Source organism: Chitinophagaceae bacterium C216, assembly GCA_028485475.2.
Taxonomy (GTDB): domain Bacteria; phylum Bacteroidota; class Bacteroidia; order Chitinophagales; family Chitinophagaceae; genus Niabella; species Niabella composti.
This window is the reverse complement of sequence record CP144143.1, coordinates 2,891,517-2,910,282: the sequence shown is the minus strand read 5'-3', so window position 1 is coordinate 2,910,282 and position 18,766 is coordinate 2,891,517. Positions and strand designations below refer to the sequence as shown.

General features: G+C 40.1%; 29 protein-coding genes. 26 read left to right on the top strand and 3 right to left on the bottom strand.

The window, feature by feature from the left end; genetic code table 11:
- Positions 1-78: 78 nt before the first annotated feature.
- From PIECOFPK_RS12540 to pafA, 3 genes are all read right to left on the bottom strand, one after another.
- Positions 79-414 (bottom strand): metalloregulator ArsR/SmtB family transcription factor, encoded by a 336-nt coding sequence (locus PIECOFPK_RS12540; RefSeq protein ID WP_409966040.1) that lies wholly within the window; start codon positions 412-414, stop codon positions 79-81.
- Between the two features lie 93 nt (positions 415-507).
- A complete protein-coding gene (locus tag PIECOFPK_RS12535; protein ID WP_330973939.1) occupies positions 508-780 on the bottom strand; it encodes an acyl-CoA-binding protein in 273 nt (90 codons plus the stop codon).
- A gap of 88 nt (positions 781-868) precedes the next feature.
- Positions 869-2,497 carry an alkaline phosphatase PafA gene (gene pafA, locus PIECOFPK_RS12530; RefSeq protein ID WP_409966039.1) on the bottom strand — a complete coding sequence of 543 codons (1,629 nt, stop codon included), beginning with the start codon at positions 2,495-2,497 and terminating at the stop codon, positions 869-871.
- Between the two features lie 566 nt (positions 2,498-3,063).
- On the opposite strand from pafA, the gene rpsJ reads away from it, so the two are divergent.
- The 26 genes from rpsJ to PIECOFPK_RS12400 all read left to right on the top strand — a co-directional run bounded on the left by rpsJ (position 3,064) and on the right by PIECOFPK_RS12400 (position 18,763).
- Complete coding sequence (gene rpsJ, locus PIECOFPK_RS12525) at positions 3,064-3,369, top strand: 30S ribosomal protein S10 (RefSeq protein WP_330973941.1); 306 nt, start codon at positions 3,064-3,066, stop codon at positions 3,367-3,369.
- A gap of 283 nt (positions 3,370-3,652) precedes the next feature.
- Positions 3,653-4,273, top strand: a complete 621-nt coding sequence (rplC, locus tag PIECOFPK_RS12520) for a 50S ribosomal protein L3 (RefSeq protein ID WP_409966038.1) — start codon at positions 3,653-3,655, stop codon at positions 4,271-4,273.
- A 35-nt stretch (positions 4,274-4,308) separates the two neighbouring features.
- Positions 4,309-4,947: a 50S ribosomal protein L4 gene (gene rplD, locus PIECOFPK_RS12515; protein WP_330973942.1), complete on the top strand. Its 639-nt coding sequence runs from the start codon at positions 4,309-4,311 to the stop codon at positions 4,945-4,947.
- A gap of 28 nt (positions 4,948-4,975) precedes the next feature.
- Complete coding sequence (rplW, locus tag PIECOFPK_RS12510; RefSeq protein ID WP_330973943.1) at positions 4,976-5,275, top strand: 50S ribosomal protein L23; 300 nt, start codon at positions 4,976-4,978, stop codon at positions 5,273-5,275.
- Positions 5,276-5,392: 117 nt separating this feature from the next.
- Positions 5,393-6,232: a 50S ribosomal protein L2 gene (gene rplB / locus PIECOFPK_RS12505; RefSeq protein ID WP_330973944.1), complete on the top strand. Its 840-nt coding sequence runs from the start codon at positions 5,393-5,395 to the stop codon at positions 6,230-6,232.
- A gap of 36 nt (positions 6,233-6,268) precedes the next feature.
- Entirely contained in the window at positions 6,269-6,535 is a 267-nt protein-coding gene (rpsS, locus tag PIECOFPK_RS12500) for a 30S ribosomal protein S19 (RefSeq protein WP_330973945.1), read from the top strand.
- A gap of 141 nt (positions 6,536-6,676) precedes the next feature.
- On the top strand, positions 6,677-7,084 hold the full coding sequence (gene rplV / locus PIECOFPK_RS12495) for a 50S ribosomal protein L22 (RefSeq protein WP_330973946.1): 408 nt from the start codon (positions 6,677-6,679) through the stop codon (positions 7,082-7,084).
- Between the two features lie 9 nt (positions 7,085-7,093).
- Positions 7,094-7,828 carry a 30S ribosomal protein S3 gene (rpsC, locus tag PIECOFPK_RS12490; RefSeq protein WP_330973947.1) on the top strand — a complete coding sequence of 245 codons (735 nt, stop codon included), beginning with the start codon at positions 7,094-7,096 and terminating at the stop codon, positions 7,826-7,828.
- Positions 7,829-7,916: 88 nt separating this feature from the next.
- Positions 7,917-8,339 carry a 50S ribosomal protein L16 gene (gene rplP, locus PIECOFPK_RS12485; RefSeq protein WP_330973948.1) on the top strand — a complete coding sequence of 141 codons (423 nt, stop codon included), beginning with the start codon at positions 7,917-7,919 and terminating at the stop codon, positions 8,337-8,339.
- A gap of 22 nt (positions 8,340-8,361) precedes the next feature.
- The gene (rpmC, locus tag PIECOFPK_RS12480) at positions 8,362-8,577 is read left to right on the top strand and encodes a 50S ribosomal protein L29 (RefSeq protein WP_330973949.1); all 216 of its coding nucleotides are present in this window, start codon (positions 8,362-8,364) and stop codon (positions 8,575-8,577) included.
- Between the two features lie 24 nt (positions 8,578-8,601).
- Positions 8,602-8,859: a 30S ribosomal protein S17 gene (gene rpsQ, locus PIECOFPK_RS12475; protein ID WP_409966037.1), complete on the top strand. Its 258-nt coding sequence runs from the start codon at positions 8,602-8,604 to the stop codon at positions 8,857-8,859.
- Between the two features lie 90 nt (positions 8,860-8,949).
- Complete coding sequence (gene rplN / locus PIECOFPK_RS12470) at positions 8,950-9,318, top strand: 50S ribosomal protein L14 (protein WP_330973951.1); 369 nt, start codon at positions 8,950-8,952, stop codon at positions 9,316-9,318.
- A gap of 95 nt (positions 9,319-9,413) precedes the next feature.
- Positions 9,414-9,749, top strand: coding sequence for a 50S ribosomal protein L24 (rplX, locus tag PIECOFPK_RS12465; RefSeq protein WP_409966036.1), 336 nt, complete (start codon positions 9,414-9,416; stop codon positions 9,747-9,749).
- A 48-nt stretch (positions 9,750-9,797) separates the two neighbouring features.
- A complete protein-coding gene (gene rplE, locus PIECOFPK_RS12460; protein ID WP_409966826.1) occupies positions 9,798-10,352 on the top strand; it encodes a 50S ribosomal protein L5 in 555 nt (184 codons plus the stop codon).
- 28 nt (positions 10,353-10,380) lie between these two features.
- Entirely contained in the window at positions 10,381-10,650 is a 270-nt protein-coding gene (gene rpsN, locus PIECOFPK_RS12455) for a 30S ribosomal protein S14 (RefSeq protein WP_330973954.1), read from the top strand.
- A 79-nt stretch (positions 10,651-10,729) separates the two neighbouring features.
- Positions 10,730-11,131 carry a 30S ribosomal protein S8 gene (rpsH, locus tag PIECOFPK_RS12450; protein ID WP_330974105.1) on the top strand — a complete coding sequence of 134 codons (402 nt, stop codon included), beginning with the start codon at positions 10,730-10,732 and terminating at the stop codon, positions 11,129-11,131.
- A gap of 126 nt (positions 11,132-11,257) precedes the next feature.
- The gene (rplF, locus tag PIECOFPK_RS12445; RefSeq protein ID WP_330973955.1) at positions 11,258-11,812 is read left to right on the top strand and encodes a 50S ribosomal protein L6; all 555 of its coding nucleotides are present in this window, start codon (positions 11,258-11,260) and stop codon (positions 11,810-11,812) included.
- A 68-nt stretch (positions 11,813-11,880) separates the two neighbouring features.
- Positions 11,881-12,237 (top strand): 50S ribosomal protein L18, encoded by a 357-nt coding sequence (gene rplR, locus PIECOFPK_RS12440; RefSeq protein ID WP_330973956.1) that lies wholly within the window; start codon positions 11,881-11,883, stop codon positions 12,235-12,237.
- Positions 12,238-12,257: 20 nt separating this feature from the next.
- Positions 12,258-12,776 (top strand): 30S ribosomal protein S5, encoded by a 519-nt coding sequence (gene rpsE / locus PIECOFPK_RS12435; RefSeq protein WP_330973957.1) that lies wholly within the window; start codon positions 12,258-12,260, stop codon positions 12,774-12,776.
- Positions 12,777-12,860: 84 nt separating this feature from the next.
- The gene (rpmD, locus tag PIECOFPK_RS12430; RefSeq protein ID WP_330973958.1) at positions 12,861-13,040 is read left to right on the top strand and encodes a 50S ribosomal protein L30; all 180 of its coding nucleotides are present in this window, start codon (positions 12,861-12,863) and stop codon (positions 13,038-13,040) included.
- A gap of 108 nt (positions 13,041-13,148) precedes the next feature.
- Positions 13,149-13,598 (top strand): 50S ribosomal protein L15, encoded by a 450-nt coding sequence (gene rplO, locus PIECOFPK_RS12425; RefSeq protein ID WP_330973959.1) that lies wholly within the window; start codon positions 13,149-13,151, stop codon positions 13,596-13,598.
- 85 nt (positions 13,599-13,683) lie between these two features.
- Entirely contained in the window at positions 13,684-15,027 is a 1,344-nt protein-coding gene (gene secY / locus PIECOFPK_RS12420; RefSeq protein WP_330973960.1) for a preprotein translocase subunit SecY, read from the top strand.
- 73 nt (positions 15,028-15,100) lie between these two features.
- Positions 15,101-15,898, top strand: a complete 798-nt coding sequence (gene map, locus PIECOFPK_RS12415; RefSeq protein WP_330973961.1) for a type I methionyl aminopeptidase — start codon at positions 15,101-15,103, stop codon at positions 15,896-15,898.
- Positions 15,899-15,929: 31 nt separating this feature from the next.
- Positions 15,930-17,180, top strand: a complete 1,251-nt coding sequence (locus PIECOFPK_RS12410) for an NAD(P)/FAD-dependent oxidoreductase (protein ID WP_330973962.1) — start codon at positions 15,930-15,932, stop codon at positions 17,178-17,180.
- A gap of 114 nt (positions 17,181-17,294) precedes the next feature.
- Positions 17,295-17,966, top strand: coding sequence for a uracil-DNA glycosylase (ung, locus tag PIECOFPK_RS12405; RefSeq protein ID WP_330973963.1), 672 nt, complete (start codon positions 17,295-17,297; stop codon positions 17,964-17,966).
- Between the two features lie 56 nt (positions 17,967-18,022).
- On the top strand, positions 18,023-18,763 hold the full coding sequence (locus PIECOFPK_RS12400; RefSeq protein WP_330973964.1) for a lysophospholipid acyltransferase family protein: 741 nt from the start codon (positions 18,023-18,025) through the stop codon (positions 18,761-18,763).
- Positions 18,764-18,766: the final 3 nt, after the last annotated feature.

Genomic DNA, 18,766 nt, shown 5'->3' with positions numbered 1-18,766 from the left:
TGGCAGGTTAAATTCGCGTGTAACAGTAAGGTCCTGGCATCCTTCATTAGCGTGTACCTGTGTTTTTTAGTTTCATGGTTATTGGTTGGGGTTTTGTTTTTTCATATGTTCTTGCATTATGGCTTCGAGTTTGTTGAAGCGATCGTCCCATAATTTTCTGAAAGGAGCAATAAATTCATCTACTTCTTTCATTTGGTGAGGATTGAGACGGTAGTGGATTTCCCGCCCATTTTGCTCCTGATAGAGCAGATTACATTGTGTAAGAATTTGTAGGTGTTTGGAAACAGTAGGGCGTGCGGTCTGAAAATGGGATGCTATGGCTCCTGCGGTGAGTGATTGGGTAGCCAGCAACAATAATATAGCCCTACGTGTAGGATCGGCAATCGCCTGAAATACATCTCTCCTTAAATTCATATGTAGCCATTTATCTACACAAAGATATATGTAGATATTTGGCTACACAAATATTTTTTTCTTGAATAGGTTGTGAATTGAAACTGATAATAATTATCCTTTCAGCTGTTCTACTAATTGAATGTATTCTCGCATGGCGTCTTCTTGGCTTTTGCCCTTCAGTTCCTGCCATGCGTTATATTTAGCCATGGCCACAATATCGAAGGGGTTGGAGGGAGGATTGATATTAATATCACCTATCGAAGCTTGTTTGTATAGAGCATATAATTTTAGCAGTGTTTGGTTATCGGGTTTTTCCTTGATAGAGGAGGTACTTTCCGCTACTGCTTTGTGGAATAATTGTTCCAGGGTAGGTTGATCTGACATGACTTTGCTATTTGGTTAATTGAATATAAAATAAAAATAGCCTCGAAGGAGGCTATTTTTATATAATGCAAGAAAAGTTGATCTCAGTCTATTGATGGGTGATTTCGGTGATTACTTTACCCACATTTCCGCTCGGCATTTGTATTCTTAATAAAGCTGCCACGGTAGGAGCGATGTCTGTCATATGTACTTCGCGATTGGTCTTACCGGGCTTAATTTTCCAGCCATACCATAACAGCGGAATATGTGTATCGTAAGGTCCCCATGTACCATGTGTAGTACCGGTACTGTTATAGGCACTTTCGAACCAACCGGGGAAAGGTACCATAAGAATGGGACCTCCGCGTTTGGGATTGTATCCATTAATAGCCATTTGTTTAATTGGCTCAGGAACAGGCTCGGATCCCACGTTTTCCAGATCAATAACAAACTGAAGATCTGGGGCTGCCTTCAAGAATTTAATTGTTGCTTTTTTTATAGCCTCGTAGTCGGCATTATGTTCTTTAATTTTTGCGTAGTTGAAGTTTACCTGATAGTTACTTCCGCTAAGGATGAGTTTTTCAATGCCAAACTGTTCCTTCAGAAGATCATTCAGCTTATTAAGGAGATTTTTGGTAGATAGGAAGTCGGCTGGTAATTTATTTTCTTTCATGAAGTTGATAGCGTGAGCCGCTCCGTGATCAGCCGTCAGAAATACGAGATAATTACCTTTTCCCACTTTTCTGTCCAGAAACTTCAGAAACTCACCCAAATCTTTATCGAGGCGCAGATAAACATCTTCTACTTCGATAGAGTTGGGGCCAAATTTATGACCCACATAGTCGGTAGATGCGCAGTTGATGGTAAGGAAATCTGTTACGGTGCCACCTCCCAAGTTGTTACCTTCCACAGCAGCTTTGGCAAACTCCAGTGTAAGGGTATTGCCATAAGGAGTAGAGCGAATAACATTTTTATCCTTCTCATACACTTTTTTTAGATCGTGAGGGAAAGTAGGTGCGGTTTCTCCCTGAAATTTACCTTCCCATTTTACGTCATCAGCAGTACTTTGCTTATAAGTATGAATGGGATATAGCGTGGTCCATGGAGTAGCAATCAGTTTGGAAGGGATGTCTTTAGCATTGAAGTCTTGCACCCATTTAGGAAGCTCTTTCATGTACCAAGTGCTGGTAATAAATTTTCCAGAAGCATCGTCAAACCAGAAAGCCCCGGTTGGATTTTTCCCTGCAGGAAGAATAGAGGCGCGATCTTTTAGAGAAACGCCAATTACTTTCGATTGAAAATTAGTGGCAAGACGCAATTCGTCGGCAATAGTTGTGGTCCAAAGATTTTTGGGCGACATTTTGCCGGCTTTGGAGTTGCTACCCACCGGTTCTACGTCAGGGTCTTCGGTACAGTACATGTTTTTACCTGTGGCTTGCTCGATCCAGTTATTGCCTGCAATACCATGAATGGCAGGTACGGAGCCTGTATATACAGTGGTGTGTCCCACAGCTGTATATGAAGGAAGGTGACTAATAAAGGTGTTTTCGCAGCTAAAGCCCTCGTTCAACATTCTTTTAAAACCATCATTCCCGTAGCGATCGTAATAACGGTACAGATAATCCCAACGCATTTGGTCTACCACAATTCCCACCACCAATTTCGGGCGTGGAACCGGCTGTGCCGTTGCACCATAGCCAATTAACAATAAAAGCAGAAATGGAAATAAACGTTTCATTTTGTTACGATTTTTTTCAAAAATAGGGATTTGAACAAGGAACACAAAGGTTATTTAACAATTGTAAAAGATGACTTTATAAAATGAGGATCAGATAACTTATTCTTAGAGATTCTCTAAAGCTAAATATCTGTGTGAAAAATTTCGAAGGAAGAATGTGGGTATAGTATAAAATAAAAGCACAATTTTTCTGTTGTATTAGATGTATGCATATTATATATATAGTGCTCCTGTGTAAGGGGTAGAATTTGGGCGGGAAATATGTAAAATGTTCGAATTTTGAGTGAGGGCTTAGGTACAGTAATGATTTAGTGAAGTTCTTTACTTATAAATGGTGTGCTACTTTTAATTAAAAATCATAATTAATTGATTTTTAAATTTTTATAAAATTATTTTATCATTCAAATCGGGATGTTGCGTAGGTGTATCGTAATGTAATTCATTAGTAATAAGCATGCAGGAGAGAGGATAAGCTAAAAATCTTATAAAAATATTTTTAAAAAATTAGTTTATTCAAAACCTTCGCCGTACATTTGCACTCCCAATTTAAAAATGGGTTTCTAACAATGTCGCAAAGAATCAGAATAAAATTACAATCATTCGATCATAACCTGGTTGATAAATCGGCAGAAAAAATTGTAAAAACTGTGCGTAGCACCGGTGCTGTAGTAACAGGTCCTATTCCGCTGCCTACACATCGTAGAATCTTTACTGTATTGCGTTCTCCTCACGTTAATAAGAAGAGTCGCGAGCAGTTTCAGTTAGCTACACACAAAAGATTATTAGATATCTATACATCTTCTTCCCGCACTGTAGATGCTTTGTCAAAATTGGATCTGCCTAGCGGTGTTGAAGTAGAGATTAAAGCATAAGCTTTTAGCTGCTTAAGGCAGCGCTTTTAGTTCTTATAATTAAAATTAAATTAACTGAATTCATTCTCTCAACTCTGCATAGGCAGGGGAAAAGAGCTCTGAGTAATAAATTTCCAACCGGTGGTTGGAGTTAACATATAAAACAAGCCGTTCAGGGTTTGTTTACTGCCAGTACTTCCCCAGAAAGGAAAAGGTTGGCAGGAAGTCCCGGTTTCCGGGGTGGGATCGATAAAAGCATCATCATGCTTTAAGTCCCAATAATCCTGAAGGCGTAAAACTTAAAATGATGAAAGGTATTATTGGGAAAAAATTAGGGATGACCAGCATCTACGATCCTACAGGTAAACAAGTTGCCTGCACGATTATAGAGGCGGGTCCCTGTGTAGTAACACAGGTTAAAACGATTGAGACAGACGGTTACAACGCATTACAACTGTCATTTGGTGAAAAGAAAGAAAGCCGCGCTAACCAAGCCGAGAAAAACCACTTTGCTAAGGCCAACACCACACCAAAAAGATTTTCCAAAGAGTTTCGTGATTTTGCAATAGAAAAGTCCCTTGGCGACATCGTCACTGCTGACATTTTCTCCGAAGGAGAGAAGGTGAGCGTTATTGGCACAACTAAGGGTAAAGGTTTCCAAGGTGTAGTAAAACGTCATGGTTTTGCTGGTGTGGGTGAGCAATCTCACGGACAGCACGATCGTGAAAGAGCACCTGGTTCTCTGGGTAACTCTTCTGATGCCAGCCGTGTAATGAAAGGCATGCGCATGGCAGGACGCATGGGAGGTGATAGAGTGAAAGTGAAAGGGTTAAAAGTATTGAAAGTATTTCCCGAGAAGAACTATATCCTAGTTAGCGGATCGGTTCCCGGTCACATTGGTTCGATAGTTCTCATTCAAAATTAATTTTAACCCAAACCTTAATTCATAAATCTAAGAAAATGCAAGTTGAAGTTTTAAATATACAAGGTAAGGGTACCGGCCGTTCAGTAGAGTTGCCCGATGATATATTTGGCATTGAGCCTAATGATCATGTGATCTACCTTGCCGTTAAGCAATTTTTAGCTGCACAGCGCCAAGGCACCCACAAAGTAAAAGGCCGTTCGGAAGTAAAAGGTTCTAGCAAAAAGCTGCATAAGCAAAAAGGTACCGGAGGAAGCCGTAAAGGTAATATTCGTAATCCTTTATATAAAGGTGGTGGTGCTATCTTCGGTCCTCAGCCTCGCGACTACAGCTTCAAGCTGAACAAGAAGGTGAAAGATTTGGCAAAAATTTCTGCCCTTTCTTATAAAGCTAAAGACAACGCAATTGTTGTAGTTGAAGATCCGAAGTTTGAGGCTCCTAAAACAAAAAGTTTCGTAAGCGTGCTGAAAGCGCTGAATGTAGACAACAAAAAAACATTGTTCGTTTCTGCTGAGCCTGAGGTAAACGTTGAGTTGTCTTTACGTAACATACCTTCTGTTTTGGGTGTTTCCCTGAGCGAGTTGAATACTTACGATATCGTAAATGCAGACGTTTTGGTACTTACTGAAAGTGCTGCAAAAATATTTACAGAAGAGGAAGTACCGGTAGAAGCTTAAGAATTACTAAATACCAAATTAAAAGAAGATGAATCCTTCTCAAGTATTAATAAAACCAATTTTGACCGAAAAGGCAAATAATCAGCAGGAAAAACTGCGTCGTTATGCTTTTAAGGTAGATAAAAGATCCAATAAGCTGGAAATTAAAAAGGCTGTTGAAAGTTTTTATGGTGTTACCGTAACAAGCGTAAAGACTATCATCGTTCCTGCTAAAAGTAAAACCCGCTATACTAAGGCCGGTTTTATTCAGGGTCGTAAACCTTCTTACAAAAAAGCGTATGTGACTGTAGCGGAGGGTGAAGAAATCGATCTGTACGCTAATCTGTAATAGGTCCTAAAAGTTAGATAGTTTAGAATAAAGTAAAATCTATCAACAATAATAACAAGTAAGGCAATCAACCGCCGCGAAGTGTTGTAGTAAATAAAACGAATAGAAGAAAAAAAGATGGCAGTAAAGAAATTTAAACCGATGACAGCCGGTACCCGTTGGAGAATCGGGAACGCTTTTGCTGAAATCACTACCAACAAGCCCGAAAAGTCTTTGTTGGAGCCTTTAAAAAGCACTGGCGGACGTAACTCTTCGGGTCACCTTACCATGAGGTATAGAGGCGGCGGTCACAAGAGAAAATATCGTATCGTTGATTTCAGAAGAGATAAACGCGATATCGAGGCAACCGTACTTTCTATCGAGTACGATCCCAACCGTACAGCATTTATCGCTTTAGTTCAATATACTGATGGTGAAAAACGTTACATCATCGCTCCTCAAGGCCTCACAGTAGGTGCTAAAATCATCAGCGGTGAAAACGTAGCACCTGAAATCGGAAATGCACTTCCGTTAAGAAATATACCTTTAGGTACTAACGTACACAATATTGAGTTAAACCCTAACACCGGTGGTAAAATGGTTCGTAGTGCAGGATCTTCTGCGCAACTTACCAACAAGGAAGAAAAATATGCAGTATTAAAAATGCCTTCTGGCGAGTTGAGGAAAGTGCTGATCGACTGCTATGCAACTGTTGGGGTAGTAAGCAACAGCGACCACTCACTGCAAAGCATGGGTAAAGCCGGTAGAAATAGATGGAGAGGTATTAGACCAAGAACCCGTGGTGTTGCGATGAACCCAGTAGATCACCCGATGGGTGGTGGTGAAGGTCGTGCTTCTGGTGGACACCCACGTAGCCGCAGCGGTAAATACGCTAAAGGAGCTAAGACCAGAAAAGTGGGTAAACCTAGCGATAAATTAATCATCCAGCGCAGAGACGGAAGCAAGCTGGCTAAGTAATTGGCAAATAAAATTAATAATCAGAGAAATTAAGATATGGCTCGTTCAATTAAAAAAGGTCCTTATGTAGCTACACACTTAGAGAAAAAAGTGTTAGCCATCAACGAAGGAAAAGCCAAAAAAGCAGTAATTAAAACCTGGAGTCGTCGTTCTACTATAACTCCTGATTTCGTAGGGCACACTTTTGCTGTTCACAACGGAAACAAATTCATTCCGGTGTATGTAACAGAATTTATGGTAGGCCACAAATTAGGAGAGTTTGCACCAACACGTCAATTCAAAGGTCACTCTGGAAATAGATAATTAATAAAAAATTGAAGTATGTGTTGGTGAATCGGAGCCGTGAAGCAGGAACGCATACTACAATGAATAATAAAACGAAGTAAGAACAAGGTATAGGGCATAAAACCTCCAACCTGAGATCTGAAACCTGAAAATTAAAAAATGGAAGCAGTAGCAAAACTTAGAAATTATCCGACATCGCCCCGCAAAATGAGGCTGCTGGCAGACCTTATTCGCGGTAAAAGGGTAGATTGGGTACTGGCTGAACTGGAGCACAATCCCAAGCATTCTTCAGTTCCTTTACGTAAGCTGGTTTTAAATGCTATCAACAACTGGAAGCAGACTAACGAAGGAGGCGATGAATCTGGATTGATAGTAAAAACTATCTATGTAGATGGTGGCAGAACTTTAAAGCGTATGCGTCCTGCGCCACAGGGTCGTGGTTACCGCATTCGTAAACGCAGCAACCATGTTACCATCATTGTTGATGTGAAAGAAGACGATAATAAGGATGCAAAAAAAGCTAAAGCTGCTGCACCTAAAAAGACAAAAGAAACTAAAAACGCATAACCAATAAATATGGGTCAAAAAGTAAATCCAATTGGTAACAGGTTAGGTATCATCCGCGGATGGGAATCTAATTGGTATGGAAGTAAAAAAGATTTTGCTTCTAAATTAATTGAAGATAACAAGATCAGAACATACCTGAATGCCCGTATTAATAAAGGTGGTATTTCTAAGATTGTTATTGAAAGAACTTTAGGAAAATTAATTATTACCATACATACATCAAAGCCGGGCATTATCATCGGTAAAGGTGGAGGTGAAGTAGATAGAATTAAAGAAGAGCTGAAAAAGTTGACCGGTAATGATGATGTACAAATCAACATTCTTGAGATTCGTCGTCCGGAAACCGATGCGATGATCGTTGCGGATACCATAGCCCGTCAGATCGAAAACCGTATCAACTTTAAGCGTGCGGTTAAAATGGCCATCGCTTCAGCACTGCGTATGGGTGCCGAAGGTATCAAAGTAAAAGTAAGTGGTCGTCTGAACGGTGCAGAAATTGCGCGTAGTGAAGAGTTTAAACAAGGTCGCGTTCCGCTGCATACGCTGCGTATGGATATCGATTACGCCAATGTGTTTGCTCAAACCGTATATGGTAAAATCGGTATTAAAGTATGGATATGTAAAGGCGAAGTGTTATCGAAGAGAGATCTGAATCCTAACTTTATCGCAGGTGAAAAAGGAGATCGTAGAGATCGTCGTGATGACAGAAGAGAACGCCGTGGCGCAAGAGAAAGAAAAAACTAAAAATATTGAGTATTCAGTATTGAAGTATTAAGACCTGGTTATTTCGGTAATTAGAGTCGAAATACCAAATACTAAAATCTAAAATTATATGTTACAACCAAAGAGAACAAAGCACAGGAAGATGCAGAAAGGCCGCATGAAAGGCCTTGCGAAAAGAGGTACCACCATATCTTTTGGTTCCTATGCTTTAAAAGCGTTAGACTCTCACTGGATTACCGACCGTCAGATAGAAGCTGCCCGTCAGGCACTGACTCGTAGCATGAAAAGGGAGGGTACTGTTTGGATTCGCATATTCCCAGATAAACCTATTACTAGAAAACCTGCCGAGGTACGTATGGGTAAAGGTAAAGGTAACTTAGATCACTGGGCAGCAGTAGTAAAACCAGGTCGTATCATATTCGAAGTGGATGGTGTTAGTGAAGAAGTGGCGCGCAGAGCTTTACAATTAGCTTCAGGTAAACTTCCTATAAAAACCAAGTTTACTGTGCGCAGAGATTTGATAACTAATTAATTCGCCATTCAAATTTTAAGTCATGTCAAAGAAAAAAGAATTTTTAGATAGCGTCAGAGGGTTGAGCTTAGAAGACTTACAAGTACAATTGGAGCAGTCTAAGCAGCGCTTAAAAAAGCTGGAGTTCGCCCATGCAATCACTCCGCTTGAAAACCCGATGTCTATCCGCAGTTTGCGTCGTGATATCGCACGTATCAAAACTTTGATCAACCAGAAAAAAGCTGTTGAGCAAGCATAAACAATAAATGACAAATAGTTTACAATGTCTGAAAGAAAACTAAGAAAAACAAGAATAGGTGTTGTTACCAGCAATAAAATGGAGAAAACCATTACTGTTGCTGTAGAGAGAAAAGTGAAGCACCCTATTTACGGTAAGTTCGTGAAAAAAACTACCAAGTTCCATGCTCATGACGAAAAGAATGAGTGCAGCATTGGTGATGTGGTAAAAATTATGGAAACGCGTCCGCTGAGTAAATTGAAACGTTGGAGACTGGTAGAAATCATTGAAAGAGTAAAGTAAAATTTGAAAGGTGGAAGAGGGGTGTTCTCGCGTCAGCTCTCTTAGCAGGTTTTCAAATTTTCAAATTATATATCTTCAAATCAAAGTAAAATGATACAGCAAGAAAGCAGGTTAAATGTAGCAGATAACAGCGGCGCTAAGGAAGTGCTTTGTATTCGTGTATTGGGCAACAGCGGCCAGCGTTATGCAAAAATAGGCGATAAAATAGTAGTTACCGTTAAAGATGCAATGCCTGCAGGTGGTATTAAAAAAGGTACTGTTGCAAAGGCAGTAATCGTACGTACTACCAACAAATTACGTCGCAAAGACGGTTCGTACATCAGATTTGATGACAATGCTGTGGTAATTCTGAACGCAGCAGACGAACCCAGAGGTACTCGTATATTCGGTCCGGTAGCAAGAGAGCTGCGCGATAAAGGATATATGAAGATTGTATCATTAGCACCTGAAGTGCTTTAATACATGCCAGACGTAAACTCCGAAGTCGTAAGCAATAAATATATTAAATAGCACCAGGCTTTAAGCATGGGGCATTAAGCATTAAGCATAATAACATGAGTAACAGATTTAGACCCAAGTACAACATTAAGAAAGGCGACCAAGTGGTGGTGATTGCTGGGGCTGATAAGGACAGAAGCAAACCCCGCCTTGTAAAGGAAGTATTGGTTGACGAAGGAAAAGTTGTGGTGGAGGGTGTAAATATTAAAACCCGCCATACCAAACCTTCTGCACAAAATACAAGAGGGGGCATTATTAAGAAGGAAGCGCCTATCCACATTAGCAATGTAATGTTGTGGGATCCAAAAGCTAAAGCGCCAACCAGAGTAAAACGTGTGCGCGAAAACGGAAAAACCGCCCGCGTATCTAAAAAATCAGGCGAGAAACTTTAATCTTTTTAGCGATCAAAATAAGTGAAGATCATGAGCACAAAAACATATATCCCAAGGCTGGCAGCAAAGTATAAAAATGAAGTAGTACCTGCTTTGGTTAAAAAGTTTGCTTACAAAAGTGTAATGCAGGCTCCTAAGCTGGAAAAAATTTGCATAAACCGTGGGGTGAACGGCGCTGTTACCGATAAAAAGCTTGTGGACATAGCGGTGGAGGAATTAACAACCATCACCGGTCAGAAAGCTGTTGTAACACTGTCTAAAAAAGATGTCTCCAACTTTAAGCTCCGCAAAAACATGCCTATCGGTGCTAAGGTAACTCTACGTGGAGAGAAAATGTACGAATTTTTGGACAGATTGATTTCAATTGCTCTTCCACGTGTACGCGACTTTAAAGGCGTCAGCGAGAAATCTTTCGACGGTAGAGGTAACTACACAATGGGTGTAACCGAACAAATCATCTTCCCTGAAATCGACATCGATAAAGTAAATAAAATTACAGGGATGGATATCACCTTTGTGACAACTGCGCAAACCGACGAAGAGGCATACGAGCTGTTAAAAGAGCTGGGAATGCCTTTCAGAAATATTAAAAGAACAGCGTAATAATCATTTTAAAAACTGAATATATACAATGGCAAAAACTTCAGTAATAGCCCGTCAGCTAAAAAGAGAAAAATTAGTTGAAAAATACGCGGCTAAAAGAGAAGAGTTGAAAAAAGCCGGTGATTATGCCGCTTTGGATAAATTACCTAAAAACTCATCCAAAGTGCGTTTAAAAAACCGTTGCCAGCTTACAGGCCGTCCTAAAGGGTATGTACGCTTCTTCGGAATCTCCAGGGTTGCCCTTAGAGAAATGGCTCTGAACGGAAAAATTCCAGGGCTGAAGAAAGCAAGTTGGTAATTGACATCAAATATTGAATAGGTCCTATTTAATATTTGCGGACGAGAAAAATAAATATTAAATCGACAATCTTAAAGAGATTATGGTAACAGATCCTATAGCAGATTTCTTAACAAGAATACGTAATGCTCAAATGGCTGGGCACCGCATCGTGGAAGTGCCTGCATCCAATTTGAAAAAACGTATTACAGAAATCTTATACAAGCAAGGTTATATCCTTAAATACAAATTTGAGGATGATAACAAGCAAGGTATTATCAAAATAGCATTGAAGTACGATGCCGATACTAAGCAACCTGCTATTCAAAGCCTGGAAAGAGTAAGCCGCCCCGGTTTGCGCCAATACGCCAAGCCTTCTGAACTTCGCAGGGTGAAAAACGGTTTGGGTATCGCTATTTTATCTACTTCCAAAGGCGTGATGACCGATAAAGAAGCGAAAGCTCAAAATGTAGGTGGAGAAGTTCTTTGCTACATATACTAAGGAAATCCAACCTTTTATCAATACATTAAGCCCGTCCTATACAGGCTGACCGGTTGATAAAAGTTTTTTTAATATAAATCTTTAACTTGCCCCGCCTTTAGCGAAAAGGGCATAAAAATTTAAAAGATGTCTCGTATAGGTAAAAAAGTTATTACACTTCCGGAAGGAGTAACCGTACAGGTGAGCAGTGATAATGTAGTTACTGTAAAAGGTAAAAAGGGCGAATTGAAACAGGCCGTTAACCCTGATATCAAAGTAGAAGTAAAAGACGGTCAGATTTCATTGAGCCGTCCTTCCGATCAAATTCAGCACAAAGCGCAGCATGGTCTGTACCGCGCTTTGATTGCAAATATGGTACAAGGCGTAACCGAAGGTTTTGAAAGAAAACTGGAGCTGGTGGGGGTAGGTTACAGGGCTACTAACCAGGGAAACGTATTGGATCTGGCTTTAGGTTATTCTCATAATATCGTCATTGTTGTTCCTGATGAATTGAAAGTATCTACAGAACAGGTGAAAGGTCAGAACCCGATTATTACTATTTCTGGTTGCGATAAACAATTGGTGGGTGAAGTATGTGCTAAAATTCGCAGTCTACGCAAGCCAGAGCCTTATAAAGGAAAAGGTATCCGCTTTGTAGGTGAGGTAGTAAGAAGAAAAGCCGGTAAGTCAGCGGGTAAATAATCGGTAAAGTATTATAATTAAATTGCAAACTTTTTAATCCTGGCAGTATCAGGAAAAAAATATAAAAAATGGCAAACGCTAAATTATTAAGAAGAAACAAAATTCGTCGGACCATTCGCGCTAAAGTGAGTGGAACAGCTCAAAAGCCGAGATTATCTGTATTTCGCAGTAACAAAGATATTTACGTGCAGCTGATTGATGACACTAAAGGTGTTACGCTAGCAGCAGCTTCTTCAAGAGATAAAGATATTGCGGCACAAAAGGGTACTAAAATTGAGAAAAGTAAGCTGGTGGGAGCTGCAATCGCACGTAAAGCACTCGAGCTAAATATCAATCAAATTGTATTTGATAGAGGCGGCTATTTGTATCACGGTCGTGTAAAAGCAGTAGCCGACGGAGCTAGAGAAGGTGGCCTTCAATTTTAATAAAATTATAATTAGATATAATGTCAAAAGTTACGTTCAACAGAGTAAAGGCAAACGATCTTGAGTTAAAAGACAAGGTGGTAGCTATTAACCGTGTGGTAAAAACCACAAAAGGTGGCCGTGCTTTCAGCTTTTCGGCTTTAGTAGTTGTGGGCGATGGTAACGGCGTTGTGGGACACGGTTTAGGAAAAGCCAAAGAAGTACAGGAAGCTATTGCTAAAGGCATCGAGGATGCCAAAAAGAACCTCATTAAAGTACCTATTCTCAAAGGTACCATTCCTCACGATCAATGGTGTAAAGAAGGGGCTGCTAAAGTAATGATATTACCAGCATCTCCAGGTACCGGAGTAATTGCAGGAGGTTCTATGCGTGCTGTATTAGAGGCTGCAGGTATCCATGACGTATTAGCAAAATCAATGGGATCTGCGAACCCACACAATGTGGTAAAAGCTACTTTTAAAGCTTTAGCTATGTTGCGTGAGCCTGTAACTGTCGCAAAAACTCGCAACGTTAGTTTAAAGAAAGTATTTCAGGGTTAATAAGTTTAATGTTTATGTTTAAAGTGATGAATCTTTTCGCTTGTACTTTAAACATCAGACTTTAAACTTTAAACATATTTTGATATGAAAAAATTAAAAATAACATTAGTAAAAAGCCCGATCGATCGTCCTCAAAAGCAAAAGCTTACCTTAGAGGCTTTGGGCTTAACTAAAACCAACAGCAGTAAAGAGGTAGAAGCTACACCGCAGGTTCTCGGAATGATTCGTAAGGTAGAACACATGCTGAAGGTGGAAGAAATCTAATTTTTTGAACAAGGAATAGGAATTTTAGCATAAAAGTTCCTATTATTACACGGAATATTTTTTAAAGCGAGCCTCTGCTTGAGGCGTAAGTAACAAAAAGCAATTGAGATGAAATTACACGAATTAAAACCTGCAAAAGGTGCAACGCACAAAGAAAAAAGAATAGGTCGCGGAGAAGGTAGTGGTTACGGTGGTACTTCTACCAAAGGTAATAAAGGTGGACAAAGCCGTGCTGGTTATAAGCGTAAAATGGCTCACGAAGGTGGCCAGATGCCTATCCAGCGTCGTGTTCCGAAAAGAGGATTTAATAACCCTGACCGTGTAACTTACAAAGTGTTTAACGTAGGCCAATTTGATCACTTCGCTGAAGTGTACGGATTAAACGAATTTACTTTTGACACCCTATATAATATTGGTGCTGTAGGAAAACACGATAGAGTAAAAGTATTGGGTAACGGAGAAATTAAAGGTAAGTACACTTTTAAAGTTCATGCCATAAGTGCTAAAGCTAAATCCCTGGTAGAAGCAGCAGGCGGAACTGTAGAAATTATAAAGTAAATTCTTCGAAAGAAAATTTATTTGACGCACTGCGGTGCGTCATTTAATTTTGACGATTGTGTAAGTCTAACTAAGAGAAAATCAGGTGAAAAAATTTATACAAACCCTTAAGAATATTTGGAGCATTGAAGAGTTAAGAAGTAAAATTCTTTTCACTCTACTCCTTACAGCTGTATACAGGATTGGCTCTTTTATTCCATTGCCTGGTATTAATCCTATTGCTCTGGAGCAGCTTAGCAAATCTCAGGCTCAGAATGGTATTTTGGACCTGATTAATACATTTGCCGGTGGAGCTTTTAACATGGCTTCCATCTTTGCATTGGGGATTATGCCTTATATCACAGCCTCCATTTTCGTGCAGCTAATGACCGTTTTGGTTCCTAGCTTCCAGAAAATGCAGAAGGAAGGTGAAAGCGGACGTAAAAAGATTAACCAGATTACTCGCTACATTACTGTGGTTGTAACCATGGTACAAGCTTTTGCGTACGTGGCTTACCTGCGTCAGACTTCAGGCGCAGCAATTATTCCTTCCTACGGCGCTACCTACTTTACTCTTACTACTGTAGTTATTCTTACCGCAGGTACATTGTTCGTAATGTGGCTGGGTGAGAAAATTACTGATAAAGGTTTGGGTAATGGTACTTCATTGATCATTATGATCGGTATCCTGGCACGCTTACCGCAATCTTTTGCTCAGGAACTGGCTATCCGTTCTGAGCGTACCGGAGATATCCTCATATTTATTATTGAAATTGCGCTGTATATCCTTATCAACATGGGTTGTATCCTGTTGATACAGGCAGTAAGAAAAGTACCGGTTAACTATGCTAAGCAAATTGTAGGTAACCGTCAGTTTGGCGGAGCCCGTCAGTTTTTGCCTTTGAAAGTGAATGCGGCAGGTGTAATGCCCATTATCTTTGCTCAGGCTATTCTGTTCGTACCTACATTGTTTACAATGGGTAATCCTAACAGCTCTCTGGGTAGAATGTTTACCGATCATACCAATATTTGGTATATGATAATCTACTCTGTAGTGGTAATCGGATTTACTTTCCTGTACACTGCATTGATCTTTAATCCTAAGCAAATCTCCGATAACCTTAAGCAGAATAACGGATTTATTCCGGGCGTAAAACCGGGACAACCTACTACCGATTATATCGGTACTATTATGGACCGTATTACTCTTCCCGGTTCTATTATGCTTGCTTTTGTAGGTATATTACCCGGTATTGTGCAATTGCTTTTTACCGGTATGACTACATCTTTTGCAATGTTCTTCGGAGGTACTTCATTGCTGATTATGGTAGCTGTAATTTTAGATACATTGCAGCAAATTGAAACACACCTGATGATGCGTCAGTATGACGGATTGATGAAGAGTGGTCGTATTCAGGGTAGACAAACCGCATCACCAGTGCAGCTATAATACGAAGCGAAACAATATTTATAGATAAACCCGGGTTTTGTATACCGGGTTTTTTTTATGAAATTTGCAGACTATGATTATTATTAAAACAGATGAGCAGGTAGAACTAATGCGAGCAAGTGCGTTATTGGTGAGTCAGACTTTAAGTGAGGTTGCTAAAATCCTGCGTCCCGGTATTACTACGCTACATCTCGACGAATTTATTGCACAATATATCAGAAGCTTTAATGCCGTTCCTTCATTTCTGAATTATCACGGCTATCCCTTTAACTCCTGTATCTCCGTAAATGATGTAGTAGTGCATGGATTCCCCAACAAAAGAGAGTTGGTGGATGGCGATATCGTTTCTATTGATGTGGGGGTTATACTAAACGGCTGGCATGGAGATCATGCTTATACCTTTGCTATAGGCGAAATTCCAGAAGACGTACAACAACTTATTCGCATCACCAAGGAATCTCTATATAAAGGCATAGAGAAAGCGGTGGATGGCAATCGTATAGGAGATATTGCGTATGCAATACAAGAGCATACCGAAAAAAAACATGGCTACGGTGTGGTCAGAGAGTTGGTAGGACATGGCTTGGGGCAAAGCATGCATGAGGACCCTCAGGTACCTAATTATGGTAAACGTGGCACAGGTGTGAAGCTAAAAGAAGGAATGGTACTGGCTATCGAACCCATGATCAACATGGGTAAAAAAGATGTGTTCACCGAAAAAGACGGATGGACTGTTAGAACCAAGGATGGTTCTCCTTCTGTACACTTCGAGCACGATGTGTGCGTAAGAAAAGGAAAAGCAGATATACTTTCCAATTACGCACCCATAGAGGAAGCCGAACGTAACAACCCTAATTTGTTCGTGTGCTGATACAAACTTTTTGAAGCTTATATTCCCCGGAATGAATTATAAATCTCCATCTCTTATTGTGGTAGGCGGAGGTGCGGCCGGTTTCTTTTGTGCAGTAAATGCTGCACGGCTTAATCCTGATCTGAAAGTAACCATATTGGAACGTTCCTCCAAACTGTTATCCAAAGTAAAAGTGAGTGGGGGAGGCCGCTGTAATGTTACACACGCTTGCTTCGATATTTTGGAAATGTGTAAATGTTATCCGCGTGGAAATAATTTTGTCAAAAAATTGTTTCATCACTTTTTTACTGAGGACACTGTTCAATGGTTTAAAGAGCGTGGCGTAGCACTGAAAACAGAAGCCGACGGCCGGATGTTCCCGGTTACGGACTCCTCCCAAACGATTATTGATTGTTTACTACGTGAGGCTAGTCAATATGGGGTCAATATCCTCATGAATTGTGATGTAAAGGAGATTAGATATTTGGGTAATACTTTTGAATTGAAAGTTGGGGGTGATCGGCGCTTCACTGCAGATTATGTATGTATTGCTACCGGAGGTGCTCCTAAGGCATCCATGTTGGATTGGGTGTCTTCGCTAGGTCACAATATTGTTGCTCCTGTCCCATCTTTATTTACGTTTAATCTTCCAAAGCATTCCATAACCGCCCTTATGGGCATTAGCGTGCCTGATGTAATAGTGAAAATAACGGGGAGCAGGCTGCAGCAGCGTGGCCCTGTGTTGATTACACACTGGGGATTGAGTGGCCCTGCAGTATTAAAATTAAGTGCATATGCTGCAAGGGAACTGGCTGCAGTATATTGGGTGTTTAATATAATTGTCAATTGGCTACCCGATTATAATGAGCAGGCTTTAAGAAATAAATTTAATGAGCTACGCTATGAAAATGGAGCGCAGCTTTTGTATCATAAAAACCCTTTTGGGCTGCCGCAACGTTTATGGCAATACTTTTTGAAGGAGTGTGAAATTTCGGAAACCTGTCGTAGAGCCGATTTGTCAGCACGACATCAAAATATGTTAGTGCAAAAACTTACAGCGTGCTCTTTTACTGTAAAAGGGAAGACTACTTTTAAGGAAGAGTTTGTAACTGCTGGAGGTATTGCGTTAAACGAGATTGATGTAAATACCATGATGAGTAAAAAGGTATCCAACCTGTTTTTTGCAGGAGAGGTTATTGATGTAGATGGTATTACAGGAGGGTATAATTTTCAGAATGCCTGGAGTACGGGGTGGGTGGCAGCGAACAGTATTGCAGCACTGAGCCAAAAGCTTTCACAATAATCATTTGCAACAATTGTTGAAATGAAACGGCATTGTATATTGATGTTTTGAATGAAAAATTTTATACCTTGGTGATGGGCATTGTTTGTTCAATTATATAAAGCACCGATATAGATGGATGTTCAAATAGAAGCTTCCTGGAAGGAAAAGTTAAAAGAGGAGTTTGAAAAGCCTTATTTCGCTAATATAGTGTCGCATCTTAAGGCCGAAAAACAACAGAAGAAAGTTATTTATCCTCCCGGCCCGCAAATTTTTAATGCGTTTAACTCTACTCCGTTTCATAAAGTAAAAGTATTGATATTAGGACAGGATCCCTATCATGGTCCGGGACAAGCACATGGACTTTGCTTTTCCGTGCAAGATGGAGTACCTAAGCCACCCTCTTTGGTAAATATTTTTAAAGAATTAAAAGCTGATTTAGGTGTTGAACCGCCTGTTAGCGGCAATTTAAGCAAATGGGCTGAGGAAGGAGTTTTTCTACTAAATGCTTCCCTAACCGTAAGAGCGGGGGAGCCTATGAGCCACGCTAAGATTGGATGGGCGCAATTTACCGATGCTGTTATTAGAAAGATAGCCGAGGAAAAGGAACATGTCGTATTCCTGCTGTGGGGACGTTTTGCACAGGAGAAGGCCGCTTTTATTGATGGATCCAAACACTTAGTATTGAAAGCTGCGCATCCTTCGCCTTTGTCGGCGAGTGCGGGCTTCTTCGGCTGTCGTCATTTTTCGAAGACAAACGAATATCTTGTACAACACGGCATTGATCCGATAGACTGGAAATTGTAAAGGGATTACAGAGTTGAAAAAGAAAACAGCTATATTTACCGTTATAGAACATAGGGATGAATATATTAAAAGAAATAGCGGGAAGATTATGGGCAACATGGGGATTAGTGACATTTATAATTACGTTTATTATCGTTTTGCCTATAGCCTTAATAGCATATCTTTTACCAGAACCTAAGGGCACTGCATATTTGTGTAAGGTATCCGTTATCTGGATGCGTGTATGGTTCTTCCTCATTGCCTGTCCTATTGAAATAAAAGGTCGTGAACATTTTCAAAAAGGTAAAAGTTACATTGTAGCCTGCAATCATAATTCAGTATTAGACATTACACTTTCTTCGCCTTTCATACCCGGTGCTAATAAAACTATTGCTAAAAACAGCTTTGCCAAAATACCCTTATTCGGTTTGTATTATGCTAAAGGCTCAATTCTTGTAAATCGTAAGAGTGAAAAGAGTCGGAAAGAGAGCTATGAGAAAATGAAATGGGTATTGAAAATGGGGATGCACATGTGCATTTATCCGGAAGGAACCCGTAACCGTACTAACGCACCATTAAAACCTTTTTATAACGGGGCGTTTAAACTGGCTCATGAAACCCAAACTGAAATTATTCCTACTGTAATCACAGGAACAAAAGAGGCTGTACCTCTACACAAACCCTTTTTCTTTCTGCCCCGCAAACTCACCATGGAGTTTTTACCGCCTGTATCGCCTGAAAACCTTTCTGCTATAGAGCTTAAAGAAAAGGTATTCGAAATTATGAAGGCGCATATTTTAGCTACCCAACAGTCATAAACC

What these genes read in the sequence shown, in the direction of transcription:
- rpsN (WP_330973954.1), top strand. Translation starts at nt 10,381, where the DNA reads ATGGCAAAAACTTCAGTAATAGCCCGTCAGCTAAAAAGAGAAAAATTA.
- PIECOFPK_RS12540 (WP_409966040.1), bottom strand. Translation starts at nt 414, where the DNA reads ATGAATTTAAGGAGAGATGTATTTCAGGCGATTGCCGATCCTACACGT.
- rplV (WP_330973946.1), top strand. Translation starts at nt 6,677, where the DNA reads ATGGAAGCAGTAGCAAAACTTAGAAATTATCCGACATCGCCCCGCAAA.
- map (WP_330973961.1), top strand. Translation starts at nt 15,101, where the DNA reads ATGATTATTATTAAAACAGATGAGCAGGTAGAACTAATGCGAGCAAGT.
- PIECOFPK_RS12400 (WP_330973964.1), top strand. Translation starts at nt 18,023, where the DNA reads ATGAATATATTAAAAGAAATAGCGGGAAGATTATGGGCAACATGGGGA.
- rplP (WP_330973948.1), top strand. Translation starts at nt 7,917, where the DNA reads ATGTTACAACCAAAGAGAACAAAGCACAGGAAGATGCAGAAAGGCCGC.
- rpmD (WP_330973958.1), top strand. Translation starts at nt 12,861, where the DNA reads ATGAAAAAATTAAAAATAACATTAGTAAAAAGCCCGATCGATCGTCCT.
- rpsC (WP_330973947.1), top strand. Translation starts at nt 7,094, where the DNA reads ATGGGTCAAAAAGTAAATCCAATTGGTAACAGGTTAGGTATCATCCGC.
- pafA (WP_409966039.1), bottom strand. Translation starts at nt 2,497, where the DNA reads ATGAAACGTTTATTTCCATTTCTGCTTTTATTGTTAATTGGCTATGGT.
- PIECOFPK_RS12410 (WP_330973962.1), top strand. Translation starts at nt 15,930, where the DNA reads ATGAATTATAAATCTCCATCTCTTATTGTGGTAGGCGGAGGTGCGGCC.
- rplC (WP_409966038.1), top strand. Translation starts at nt 3,653, where the DNA reads ATGATGAAAGGTATTATTGGGAAAAAATTAGGGATGACCAGCATCTAC.
- rpmC (WP_330973949.1), top strand. Translation starts at nt 8,362, where the DNA reads ATGTCAAAGAAAAAAGAATTTTTAGATAGCGTCAGAGGGTTGAGCTTA.
- rplW (WP_330973943.1), top strand. Translation starts at nt 4,976, where the DNA reads ATGAATCCTTCTCAAGTATTAATAAAACCAATTTTGACCGAAAAGGCA.
- rplB (WP_330973944.1), top strand. Translation starts at nt 5,393, where the DNA reads ATGGCAGTAAAGAAATTTAAACCGATGACAGCCGGTACCCGTTGGAGA.
- rplD (WP_330973942.1), top strand. Translation starts at nt 4,309, where the DNA reads ATGCAAGTTGAAGTTTTAAATATACAAGGTAAGGGTACCGGCCGTTCA.
- rplX (WP_409966036.1), top strand. Translation starts at nt 9,414, where the DNA reads ATGAGTAACAGATTTAGACCCAAGTACAACATTAAGAAAGGCGACCAA.
- rplR (WP_330973956.1), top strand. Translation starts at nt 11,881, where the DNA reads ATGGCAAACGCTAAATTATTAAGAAGAAACAAAATTCGTCGGACCATT.
- rplF (WP_330973955.1), top strand. Translation starts at nt 11,258, where the DNA reads ATGTCTCGTATAGGTAAAAAAGTTATTACACTTCCGGAAGGAGTAACC.
- rpsS (WP_330973945.1), top strand. Translation starts at nt 6,269, where the DNA reads ATGGCTCGTTCAATTAAAAAAGGTCCTTATGTAGCTACACACTTAGAG.
- rpsE (WP_330973957.1), top strand. Translation starts at nt 12,258, where the DNA reads ATGTCAAAAGTTACGTTCAACAGAGTAAAGGCAAACGATCTTGAGTTA.
- ung (WP_330973963.1), top strand. Translation starts at nt 17,295, where the DNA reads ATGGATGTTCAAATAGAAGCTTCCTGGAAGGAAAAGTTAAAAGAGGAG.
- rplO (WP_330973959.1), top strand. Translation starts at nt 13,149, where the DNA reads ATGAAATTACACGAATTAAAACCTGCAAAAGGTGCAACGCACAAAGAA.
- PIECOFPK_RS12535 (WP_330973939.1), bottom strand. Translation starts at nt 780, where the DNA reads ATGTCAGATCAACCTACCCTGGAACAATTATTCCACAAAGCAGTAGCG.
- rpsQ (WP_409966037.1), top strand. Translation starts at nt 8,602, where the DNA reads ATGTCTGAAAGAAAACTAAGAAAAACAAGAATAGGTGTTGTTACCAGC.
- rplN (WP_330973951.1), top strand. Translation starts at nt 8,950, where the DNA reads ATGATACAGCAAGAAAGCAGGTTAAATGTAGCAGATAACAGCGGCGCT.
- rpsJ (WP_330973941.1), top strand. Translation starts at nt 3,064, where the DNA reads ATGTCGCAAAGAATCAGAATAAAATTACAATCATTCGATCATAACCTG.